The organism is Sphingomonas sp., assembly GCF_023266535.1.
In the GTDB taxonomy this organism is placed as follows: Bacteria; Pseudomonadota; Alphaproteobacteria; order Sphingomonadales; family Sphingomonadaceae; genus Sphingomicrobium.
In genome coordinates this window covers 1-10,583 of record NZ_JAHFPY010000084.1, presented here as the reverse complement: position 1 = coordinate 10,583, position 10,583 = coordinate 1, and the positions used below count along the sequence as shown (strand labels likewise).

The window sequence follows — 10,583 nt, the reverse complement described above, 5'->3', positions numbered from 1 at the left end:
ACGGCCGCACGGTGATGGAAGTCGATCCGGGTGGCCGTTCGGCCCGCGAGGTGACCGAGTTGTGGGATTACATCTCCGACCGTCTCGAAAAGAATTTCCGCCGCACCGTCTTCGCCGCGCCCAACCAGGCCCCCGGCATCGGTGCCGCAAGCCCGCGTCCAGTCGGTGGCTTCGGCCGCCGGGTGATGGGCCAGTAAGGAGTGAGCGCGATGGGAGAACCCAAGGCATTCGCGTCGCTCTCCTCGGGCCTGCTGGCCCGCAAGGGTGCCGCCCGTCCGGCGATGAAGCCCCAGGGCTTCGGCCAAAGCGGCAATGGCGTCGAGGATCTCGGCTGGAACGACATGGGCTTCGAACCGCCCAAGCCGGTCATTGCCCCGCTGCGCGACGCCGACCATGACGCGTTCGGCGAGGAATTGCCCGATGAGCCGCTGCGCAATCCGATTGCCGCGCTGACCCCGATCGCCTCGCCGGTCCATGACCAGCAGGCCGAAATCGCGGATCGTTTCGCCGCTCATGACGAGGATGGCGAGGACGAAGACGGCGATTATGTCGACGAGACCGCCGAGCTGTACGATCCGGAATCGGACGACGGCGAACTGGCATCGGCGCTGGAAGCAGCAGAAGCGGAAGCGGAAGAGCCCGCTCCGGTCGCGATCATTCCGCAACCGGTCTTTGTGTCGCCCGCTCCCGCTCCCGTCCGTGCGCGCCGTCCGCGCGCCGCTCCGGGCAGCAAGGGCAAGTCGGCATTCACGCTGCGGCTCGACCCGTCGCGTCATTTGAAGTTGCGCCTGGCCTGTGCGGTCGATGGCCGCTCGGCCCAGCAATTGGTGACCGATGCACTCGACCAGCTGCTGCAGGCCATGCCTGAACTGGAAACAATGGCAGAGAAAGCGCCCCGCAAGAAGAGCGCCTGATTAAGTTAGGACTGGGGGAATAATCATGACCAAGTCGAACCGCCTGGCGACCACGCTGACTGCCGTGTCGCTCCTCGCGATTGTCACCGCCTGCGCCGGACCGGGCACCTCCCCACGGAGTGCCTCGATCTTCGGCGGGAAGGTCGACAATGCCAATATCGGCGTCGCCAGCAGGGCGCAAATGGCGCTGGCCGCCAATGACATCGCCGGTGCGACCGCGCTGGCCGAGAAGGCCGTCGAAAAGAGCCCGCGCGACGCCGGTTTCCGGGCCTTGCTCGGCAACTGTTACCTCGCCGGCGGCCGTTTCGCATCGGCCGAAGCGGCCTATAAGGACTCGCTGACCTTGGTCGCGAACCAGCCGCAAATCGTTCTGAAATTGGCGCTGATCGAAATCGCCCAGGGCAAGAATGACGAGGCCAAATATCTGCTGGCACAGGCGCAAGACATGCTCGACGTGGCCGACACCGGCCTGGCGCTGGCGCTGGCCGGCGACCCGCAAAATGCCATTGCTATCCTCGAACCCGCGGCCCGTGCCGTTGGCGCCGATGCCCGCACCCGCCAGAATCTGGCGCTGGCCTATGCCTTCTCCGGCAATTGGGAGCAGGCCAAGGTGGTCGCGGCGCAGGATGTACCTGGCGACCAGCTCGATGCCCGCATCCAGCAGTGGATGACGCTGGCCAAGCCCGCCAAAGCGTCGGACCAGGTTGCCGCGTTCATCGGCGTTCAGCCGGTCGCCAGCGACCCCGGCCAACCGATCCGTCTCGCGCTCAATCCGACGGACAATAATGTCCAGCAGGCTGCGGCCGAGCCGATCGGTGACGTTCCTGAGGGCCTGACCTCAACCGCGACGGTCGAGCTCGCGCCGGTGGCTCCGAATGCCGAGCCCGCCGTCGTTGCCATGGCTGAAGCCACGCCGGCGCCCGAGCCCGTCGTACCGGCGATCGCCGAGCCGACCCCGGCGCCCGTGATGCCGGCTGTCGCCGTCGCAGAAGCGAGCCCGGCCATGTCGCCGGCCGCGGTCCGCCTGTCGGAATCGATGGCCCGCCTGGGCAGGGCCCCGGCCCCGCGCCTTGCTAACGGCAAGAGCCGCGCTGTCGTACAGATCGGTGCCTACTCGACGCGTGACCGCATCGCCTTTGCCTGGAACAAGGTTTCCGGCCGCCACGGTTCGCTCAAGCGCTATGTTCCGGTCACGGCGCGTTATGCCGGTGCCCAGGGCACCGTCTATCGACTGGCGGTGAAGGGCTTCGGCAGCGATCGCGAGGCCGTCAACCTGTGCAATTCGTTGAAGCGCGCCGGTGCCAGCTGCTTCGTCCGCACTACGTCAGGCGATGCACCGGTCCAGTTCGCTTCGCGCGGGCGCAAAGCCTAAGACAAACGTTCGGCGGTCAGGAGGTCGAGACAGGCCATCCTGACCGCAACCCCCATTTCGACCTGCCGCTCGATCAGCGAGCGGGTCGGATGGTCGGCTAGCGACCCTTCGATTTCGACACCGCGATTGATCGGCCCCGGGTGCATGATCACCGCATCCGGCGAGGTTCGGCTGAACCGTTCTTCGGTCAGGCCGTAGCGGGCGAGATATTCCCCCGGCGCATCGCCGAGATCTTCCTCCAGCCGCTCGCGCTGGACGCGCAGCATCATCACCACGTCGGCATCGTCCACTGCCTGGTCGATCCCCATACCGCCAATGTCGTCGGGCAAGAGGGAAGCGGGACCGGCAAAGCGAAGCTTGGCTCCGAGCCGTTCCAGCAGCTTGGTATTGGAGCGGGCGACGCGGCTGTGCTTCAAGTCGCCGCAGATCGCGATCTTCAGCCCCTCAATCCGGCCGAAATGCTGCCGGATGGTCGCTGCGTCGAGCAATGCCTGGGTCGGATGTTCGCCGATCCCGTCGCCGGCATTGATTACCGGGCAATCCATGATCCTGGTGACCTCGGCGGGCGCTCCCTCAGTGCCATGGCGGATGACCAGCGCGTCGGGGCGCATCGCGTTCAGCGTCCGCGCCGTATCCTCAAGCGTCTCGCCCTTCTTGATCGAGCTATGTTCGACCTGCATCGTCACCACCTGTGCACCAAGGCGGTTGGCGGCGATCTCGAAGCTTAACAGCGTGCGGGTCGAATTTTCGAAGAAGGCGTTGACGATCGTCAGCCCGTCGAGCCGATGGTCGTTGCGCCGCGGCTGGCGGTTATAGGCGAACCAGCGCTCGCCCTCGTCGAGGATGGCTGTGATCTGGGCGTCGCTCAGATCGTCGATGGACAGAAGATGCATTAAAGCCGCCCTCTAACTTGAAGGCTGCAGATTGACCAGCGCGTCGATCGCGCCTTGCAAAATATGCGCAGCGGCATGGGCGTCGACCTTCTCGGCACGCTTGGCCCGGCTCATGTCGGCCTCGATCATCGCCCGCTCGACCGCCACGGTCGACCAACGCTCGTCCCACAGCAGGACCGGCAGGCCGAGCGGCGCGAGATTGCGGGCGAAGGCGCGGACCGACTGGGTGCGCGGGCTGTCACTGCCGTCGAGGTTGAGCGGCAGCCCGACGACCAGCCCGGCGATGCCATGCTTGGCGATGAAGGCTTTGAGTCGTTCGAGGTCGGCGGTGAATTTGGTCCGCTTGAGCGTTTCCGCTGCGGTCGCATAGCTCCATCCCGCATCGCAGGTAGCGAGGCCGATGGTTTTCGTGCCGACGTCGAGCCCCGCTAGCCGGCCATGACCGGGCAGTGCGGCCGCAAATTCGGTTGCGGTGCCGCTGATCATCGTGCGCACGGTCCCACGCGACACTCGGCGCCCATACGGACGTGGCCCCAGAACAGGGCATAGTCATAGACGTGGTAATTATTGCCCGGCAGCACGTAGGGCCCGAAGTTCGGAATATCACCGTCGATCATCAGGAAGCCCCTGTAGCACTCCGCGCCAACACGCCCTGGTTCGAGAGTTGCCCTTGTGAGGCCGCCATCAGGAACCAAAGTTCCACCCTTGTTTGCAATTTTGGACACCGCGCCTTCATACGTCGCCCCGGTCAGCGGGTTGGTGCACAGCATATCCGCGCGAGTTCGGGGTTTGCCCGTCAGACCGGCGGTGCCAACCCATGCTTCGGTCACGAGGCTTGTATTTGCCGGCTCCTTGAAGCTCTGCCAACTCACCACACAACTCCTTTGGTCGGCGGCGGTACAGGCTGGAAAGCCGGTGGCCGGTAGGTCGGATGTGATCCCGACCGGCCAGCCGATGACATAGGCGGCGATCAGTCGGCCCTTGAGCGCATCCTTTCGATCGACCAGCAGGCGCAACAGGTGCATCGAACCTTGGCTATGTCCGGCCAGAATGATCGGCATGTCCTTTGGCTGGGCAGCTAGGAAGACATCGAAGGCGGCGAGTATGTCCCGATAGGCGAGGTCGAGGGCCTTGCGGGCGTCTTCGCTCTTGAGCAGGAAGGCGCCATAGGCCGCCTGGCGATACTTGGGTGCCCAGACATCAGAGACCGAGTTGAACGCGCTGGCTTCACTCTGAACAAAGAGCCGCGTGCGCTGCTCTGTCTCGCCACCAGGTTCAATTGGCGCGTTCCAGCGGTCCCGCTCCAGATAGGTCGTCGGGTGAACGTAGAAGGTTGCCGCGCGCTCCATGTTGTTCGGATAGAGTTCAACGCCCTCTGGCAGCCATTTCGATGGATTTTCCTTGATGTCCGGCCGCGCGATCCAGCTTTCGGCCTTGGAATAGTCCGGCCCACTGCCATTGGGGGGCTGCTGGTAATGGCCGGTCGGCGTCGCCATCCGGATCAGGACATTCCCGCCCCACTGGTAGAACAGGAACGCACCGCCGACGACAATCAGCGTCAGGATGAAGATCAGCATCAGGAAGCGGCGGGCACACATGGATCGGGCCGTTAGGGGAGGGCCACGGCACGGGCAAGCGCTTGCCAGTCCGATTCGGCAGGCCAATTCGACAGGTTCCCGAAGAAGCGATCGCGGGATCGGGCATCTGCGGCGCGGTTCGGCCTGGCCGCCCGCCCGTTACCCTGGGCCTTGTGAATCCGGGTGCCGTCAACTTCGTAAGCTTTGTTTCCGTCAATCGGGGCGACCGCTGCACCCCAGGCGGCCGCAAAACCCTGATCTCGACGCTTCAACGCATAGGCTGCCTTGCGGCTCATGCCGGCGCGGGCAGCGGCGAGGGTAACGGATCGGCTAGCGGCCAGGGTGACAATGAAGGTGACAGCCTTGGCCTCGGTCCATTCGCCAGCACGGCGCGGGCGACGGGTTCGAGCGAGCTTGAGCAACAGCATCCTCCATGCAGCGAAGGACGCAGCAAGCACAATCGAACTGCTGTAGGACAGCAAAATCTTATGGCCGCTTTCGACCCATTGCGGTCACTAGTCAGCCGTGCTCTTCTCCAGTCCGGGGGGAGGCAATTATGCAGCCAGCTTCGAGTGCCACTGTCGAGGACACTCCAGTTCCCTCAGTGCGCCGACAGCCTCGTCGGACGCCCCGTAAGTTACATGGATATTTCATTGGCTTCACTTTGGTATTCGCGGCCATCGTACTTATCGGCTTTTCCCGAACCTTTTTCTTGCCGATGGCCCGCGGCACGCTTTCGAAGCCGCCGATCGTTCATCTCCACGGCCTATTCTTCTTCGCCTGGACCGCCTTGCTGGTCGCACAGGCCTCTCTGGCCGCGACGAAACGATTGAAGCTTCATCGGACGGTAGGATCATTCGCCGGCTGGCTCGTGCTGCCGATGCTTGTGCTGGGCACTTTAGTCGCAAGCCGAGACACGGTTCATGATTTCAAGTCAGGGGACGGCGACGCCGCTCTAACATTCTACTATGGAGAGCTGGCCGATTTGGCGATGTTTGGACTTCTGACCGGCGGTGCAATGCTGCTTCGCCACAAGCCGGACTATCACAAGCGCTGGGTGATCCTGGGCAGCCTCGGTTTGATTGGTGCTGCAATCGGCCGCATCCCGGAGATCAGCGGCGTCTTCCTCTACATCTATCTTGGTTTGATTGCGTCCGTGGCAGCCTACGACATTGCGAGCCGCCGATCGGTTCATCCGGCAACCATTGCCGGGGCCGTTGTCCTCCTCCTGCTTGGCCTTTCCGAAGAACGGATCGGCGGCACCGCATGGTGGGTGAATACCGCGCATCACATCCTCCAAGTCTAGTGCTTGCGCCGCGCTAATGACCGCTTTCCACCCATTGCGGACATTCGCTGTATGCATCACAGTTGTTCTGCGGACTCGCGCAGCCTCATCAAGATCACGCTCCCCGCCGCCTGCGAGGACCGCCAGCCGGTCAAGGATTTGGTCGACGACCTGATGGGCCGCGACCCCGCGAAACGGTTCGAGTTCATTCAGCGCAGCGCGGCGGAGGTCGATGAGGAAGCTATTGATGCTTAGTTCGGCACAGCGACCATCGCATCCTTGAACGAACGCATCGGCAGGCCGTGCGCCTTGCAGAATTGATAAGTCCCCCAGCGCTCGGTGGTCTTGATCGCGTCCTTCGGCGGCGGAAGCATCCCGAGGCTCTGAATGTAGTCGATCACCTGGCCGTTGAGATAATCGACATATTCCATCCTCCCCCGCTCCTGCTCAATCTCCTTCAGGATGGAGTATCGTACCGTTGGGTCGAGCGGCAGCGGCTGAGTTAGCGCGATATACCCATAGTCGGCATCATTGTTCGTCTGGCTAATGGCCTCGATTTCGTGGAGTTGACCGTAGTGACCGGCGAGGATCCGGCGCATCCTCGGCGAAATCCGCTGCGTCGTGCCGTCGTCGATGGCCGCCTGCCAAGCATCGTTCGAATAGAGTTTGTCCGGTTCCCGGATGACGAAACTGAAGTCCTCATCCCGGTAGAGGCGCGCAGGGTTCAATGTCGCGCCACTGCTCAGGACGCGGTCGCGCAACTGGTCCATCTGTGCGCGCATGCACGGATAAACCACGCGATATTCGACGGCGTAACCGTAATGCACGGCCAGCTCCTCGCGGACCGCCTTCATGCTGACGTCCATCTGGTCGCGCTGCGACTGGTTGTTCGCCCATTGTTGCGCGGCGAGCGCGATGAGGACGCCGAGCGTCACGATCACCAGCTCGATCGTGATGGCGGTCCAGTCCTGGGCCCGAAGCTTTGCAATGGCGCGTCTGAAGATCATTGCGGCACTTCGCCCGCATAGCGTTCGAACGCCATCTGCTCAGCTGACATGACGGCTCCCCCGGTCTGAGAGTGCGCTTCGTGGTTGCCTTTGGCAGTGTCCGCTATCCACCCATTCAGGCCGCTGTACCAAATTAGGTCGCCGGAGTTGGCGCGGGCATGAACTCGATGCCATGCCGCTGGCCGATCTCGAGGATCTTCGACATGTCTTCGGGAACCGTCTGGACCTCCCGATTTACATCCTTAAAGGAGGCCGACGAATGAGCTGGCACGGCAAAGATGAGCACGTGCGCCGGAGTCTCAGATGCGCCCTTGAATGCGTGCACTGTGTTCCGCGGTAAATGCGCAAAATCACCGCTCTCAAGGCGAACTGGCTTACCATCCATCTCAAAGTCGAGCGACCCGCTGAGGACATAGTAGGCCTCGTCCCAATCGTGACGATGTGGCGGCGGCCCGTGACCGATTGGAATATCCTCTTCCATCAATGACCAAGCGCCCGCCGTGTCGTCCGCATCGCACAGGAAACGCAGGGGCATTCCAAGTACGTTGAGCGTCTCGCCATCGCCTGGCCTTACGGTGATACCAGCCATAGCAGGCCTCCTTTCAACCGTGGTCAAAGGTTGCGCCCCAATGTCTGCGATTTCAAGTTCGGGCTAATGGCCGCTTTCCACCCATAACGGTCATTAGCATTTCATAATCCGAATGCGGATTTCAGATATTGCTCACCGCTTGCTCATTGCGGAGCGGGCCAACGCCGCTAGGCTGCACCCGGTTACAGGGGAGCGAGTGATGACCGAACGTTTCGACAGCGAGGACCGGGACTGGCCGGCGCGGCCGTGGATCATGGCACTGGCCGGCGCGGTCGGCGGGCTGATCGTCCATTTCCTGACCGACCGGGCCCATTACGGCGACCCGTTTCCCGTCTGGCGCCAAGCGGCGACCGCCTTCACCGTCATCGCCACGGTCAGCTTCATCCTGACTGTCGAGCTCCGCCGCTGGAGCTGGGCGATCGCCTTCGCCCTCGGCTGGGGCGCGGTAATCGCCCTCGTTGGCTGGTTCACCGCCCAGTACAACCAGGTCCCGGAAATCTTCGAATTTCCCTTCTTCTCCGGCATCCTCGCGGTGCTGATCGCCGCGCCTTTGTTCCAGACCATCCGCGACGAGGGCGCCTGGCGCTTCCCCTACGCCCGGCTGCATCGCCATGCCTGGACCGACGCGGTGATCGGCGCGGCCGCGCTGCTGTTCACGGGAATCACCTTTCTCCTCGCCTGGCTGATCGCCAGCCTGTTCGACGTGATCGGCATCGATGCGATCAAGGAATTGCTCAAGAAGGAGTGGTTCGGCTGGATGCTGGCCGGATTCGCCTTCGGCGGCGCCATCGGCGTCCTTCGCGAGCGCGATGCGCTGGTCGCGACCCTGCAGAAGCTCGTCACCGTCATTCTCGCTGTCCTTGCGCCGGTGCTGGCGGTAGCGCTTGCCGCCTTCCTCCTCTCCATCCCCTTCACTGGCCTCCAGGGGCTGTGGAAGTCCGATATTCCCGCAACGCCGATGCTGTTGCTGTCGGCTGCCGGGGCGTTCGTCTTCCTGAACGATGTGATCGGCGATGGCGGCGAAGAGCGGCGTCCCAACATCTGGCTCCGGCGCTCGGCGCTGATCCTGGCGATCTGCATCCTGCCGCTGGCCTTCTTCGCGGCGCTGTCGATGGGGCAACGGGTGGGTCAGTATGGCTGGACGCCCGAGCGCATTTGGGGCGCGATCGCGGTGGCCGTCGCCATGGCCTACGGGCTCGCCGGCTGGTGGGCGGTGTTCAAGGGCCGCCAGGACTTCGACGATCCGCTGCGCCCGCTGCAGACCAGGCTCGCCATCGGCCTGTGTGGCCTGGCCCTGTTCCTCGCCCTGCCGATCGGCGATTTCGGCGCGATCAGCGCGAACTCCCAGCTCGCCCGTCTCGCCAGCGGCAAGGTCTCGCCGACCGAGTTCGATTGGGCAGCGATGGCGTTCGACTTCGGTCCAGCGGGTCGCAAACATCTGGAGGCGATTGCCAGGTCCGGACCGGTTTCTCAGCGGAAGCTAGCGAGTACAGCACTCAAGTCGGACAGCAGATGGGAATTGACCGAAGACAATATCGTCGCTGGGCCGCAGCCAGAGGAGCTGGTTGTGGTGCCAAAGGATGCTGAAGTGCCAGCCGATCTGCGTGAGCAGCTCCTCGGCAAGCCGGGTACCGAAGGATTCTGCTCATCGGGGGGCGCATGCCGCGTTTTTCCGCAGGATGGCGGGAAGGTTTTCATCGTTGTTATGGACGGATGTGCCAATCTGCCGCCGGCCGAACGCAACGATCCGAAGCAGCACTGCATGCGCAATCCCGCGGTGTTCGAACGGGATGTGACGACCTGGGTCAACGTCTATGAGGGGCGTAAAAGGGTTGAGCCGAGCATGACGAAGACGGAAGAGGCGGCATCGCTGCAACGCGAGTCCGACGCGCTGGAACGCGGCGACGTGAAGATTGCACCGGTTAGCCAGCGCCAGCTGGTGATCGGCGGCAAACCTTCGGGCAACGTCTTCGAATAGGCGTTGAAGGTCCGCTAAGCCCCTGCTAGCCGCCGCTTCGGGTCGCTTGCCGATCCGAAGCAACAGGTAACGCATGTCCGTAAACGCAGATCAGGTGCGCCACGTCGCGCGTCTCGCCCGGCTGGCCTTGGGCGATGACGAGATCGACCGCATGGTGCCGGAATTGAACAATATCCTCGGCTGGGTCGAACAGCTGGGCGAGGTCGACACCGACGGCGTCGAGCCGCTGACCGCGGTGATCGACAACCAGCTTCGCCTGCGCGACGACGTGGTCAACGACGGCAATGTCCGCGATGACATCCTCAAGAACGCGCCCGATGCCCAGCACGGCTTCTTCGCTGTCCCCAAGGTGATCGAATGAAGAAATTTACCTCGCGCAGAGACGCAAAGGCGCAGAGAGATTTGCGCGGCTCCAACGTCTCTGCGTTCTCCGCGTCTCTGCGCGAAATTGGAATTTGGGTTCCCGCTAGCGCGGGGATGACGGGTTTTTGATGTCTGACCTTACTCTGAAAACGATCACCGAGCTGCGCGAAGGCTTCCGCGCTGGCGACTATTCGGCGCGCGAGATCGCCGAGGCGTTCAACGCCGCGGTCGTCGCCGGCCGTTCGCTCAACGCCTATACGGTCGAAACGCCAGAGCTCGCCCTTGAAGCAGCCGATGCCGCAGACCTCGCCCGCACCGCCGGCGACCTGAAGCCGCTCAGCGGCATCCCGCTCGGCATCAAGGACCTATTCGCGACCGAAGGCGTCGACAGCACCGCCGGCTCGGCCATCCTCAAGCATTTCAAGCCGACCTACGAAAGCACCGTCTCGGGCAATCTCAAGGCGGCGGGCGCGGGCATGCTCGGCAAGCTCAACATGGACGAGTTCGCCATGGGCTCGTCCAACGAGACCAGCGCCTACGGCCCGGTGATCTCGCCGTGGAAACGCAACGACGGCGGCAATGCCGCGCTGACCCCCGGCGGTTCG

The 10,583-nt window shown here is 63.4% G+C and carries 13 protein-coding genes and 1 pseudogene; 8 read left to right on the top strand and 6 right to left on the bottom strand.

Translation table 11 applies throughout. The features are described from left to right. The 3 genes and pseudogenes from Q0C64_RS11845 to Q0C64_RS11835 all read left to right on the top strand — a co-directional run. Positions 1-197: pseudogene (locus Q0C64_RS11845) on the top strand (ParA family protein); the annotation flags it as partial. Between the two features lie 12 nt (positions 198-209). Beyond that, positions 210-914, top strand: a complete 705-nt coding sequence (locus Q0C64_RS11840) for a hypothetical protein (RefSeq protein WP_294124025.1) — start codon at positions 210-212, stop codon at positions 912-914. A 25-nt stretch (positions 915-939) separates the two neighbouring features. After that, positions 940-2,286: a tetratricopeptide repeat protein gene (locus Q0C64_RS11835; protein WP_294124023.1), complete on the top strand. Its 1,347-nt coding sequence runs from the start codon at positions 940-942 to the stop codon at positions 2,284-2,286. Here the strand turns inward: Q0C64_RS11835 and Q0C64_RS11830 are convergent. The 4 genes from Q0C64_RS11830 to Q0C64_RS11815 are packed head-to-tail and all read right to left on the bottom strand — an operon-like array spanning position 2,283 to position 5,184. Beyond that, entirely contained in the window at positions 2,283-3,179 is an 897-nt protein-coding gene (locus Q0C64_RS11830; RefSeq protein WP_294124021.1) for an aspartate carbamoyltransferase catalytic subunit, read from the bottom strand. The two genes, Q0C64_RS11835 and Q0C64_RS11830, sit on opposite strands and share 4 nt — an antisense overlap. Positions 3,180-3,191: 12 nt before the next feature. Further along, positions 3,192-3,665, bottom strand: coding sequence for a Holliday junction resolvase RuvX (gene ruvX, locus Q0C64_RS11825; RefSeq protein WP_294124027.1), 474 nt, complete (start codon positions 3,663-3,665; stop codon positions 3,192-3,194). Then, on the bottom strand, positions 3,662-4,777 hold the full coding sequence (locus Q0C64_RS11820) for a DUF3089 domain-containing protein (protein WP_294124019.1): 1,116 nt from the start codon (positions 4,775-4,777) through the stop codon (positions 3,662-3,664). The genes ruvX and Q0C64_RS11820 overlap by 4 nt, the downstream gene beginning before the upstream one ends. Positions 4,778-4,788: 11 nt before the next feature. Then, positions 4,789-5,184 carry a hypothetical protein gene (locus Q0C64_RS11815; protein WP_294124017.1) on the bottom strand — a complete coding sequence of 132 codons (396 nt, stop codon included), beginning with the start codon at positions 5,182-5,184 and terminating at the stop codon, positions 4,789-4,791. 236 nt (positions 5,185-5,420) lie between these two features. On the opposite strand from Q0C64_RS11815, the gene Q0C64_RS11810 reads away from it, so the two are divergent. Further along, on the top strand, positions 5,421-6,062 hold the full coding sequence (locus Q0C64_RS11810) for a hypothetical protein (RefSeq protein WP_294124016.1): 642 nt from the start codon (positions 5,421-5,423) through the stop codon (positions 6,060-6,062). 51 nt (positions 6,063-6,113) lie between these two features. After that, positions 6,114-6,296: a hypothetical protein gene (locus Q0C64_RS11805; RefSeq protein WP_294124029.1), complete on the top strand. Its 183-nt coding sequence runs from the start codon at positions 6,114-6,116 to the stop codon at positions 6,294-6,296. On the opposite strand, the gene Q0C64_RS11800 is transcribed toward Q0C64_RS11805, so the two are convergent. Together Q0C64_RS11800 and Q0C64_RS11795 are read right to left on the bottom strand one after the other, a co-directional pair. Next, the gene (locus tag Q0C64_RS11800; protein WP_294124014.1) at positions 6,293-7,048 is read right to left on the bottom strand and encodes a hypothetical protein; all 756 of its coding nucleotides are present in this window, start codon (positions 7,046-7,048) and stop codon (positions 6,293-6,295) included. The genes Q0C64_RS11805 and Q0C64_RS11800 overlap by 4 nt on opposite strands. A 133-nt stretch (positions 7,049-7,181) precedes the next feature. Beyond that, on the bottom strand, positions 7,182-7,637 hold the full coding sequence (locus Q0C64_RS11795; protein ID WP_294124012.1) for a cupin domain-containing protein: 456 nt from the start codon (positions 7,635-7,637) through the stop codon (positions 7,182-7,184). 199 nt (positions 7,638-7,836) lie between these two features. Between Q0C64_RS11795 and Q0C64_RS11790 the strand changes: the two genes are divergently transcribed. The 3 genes from Q0C64_RS11790 to Q0C64_RS11780 all read left to right on the top strand — a co-directional run. Beyond that, complete coding sequence (locus Q0C64_RS11790) at positions 7,837-9,615, top strand: DUF4153 domain-containing protein (protein WP_294124010.1); 1,779 nt, start codon at positions 7,837-7,839, stop codon at positions 9,613-9,615. A gap of 73 nt (positions 9,616-9,688) precedes the next feature. After that, positions 9,689-9,976, top strand: coding sequence for an Asp-tRNA(Asn)/Glu-tRNA(Gln) amidotransferase subunit GatC (gene gatC / locus Q0C64_RS11785; RefSeq protein ID WP_294124008.1), 288 nt, complete (start codon positions 9,689-9,691; stop codon positions 9,974-9,976). 130 nt (positions 9,977-10,106) lie between these two features. Then, positions 10,107-10,583 (top strand): amidase (locus tag Q0C64_RS11780; RefSeq protein WP_294124006.1); only part of this gene is annotated, 477 nt, incomplete at its 3' end.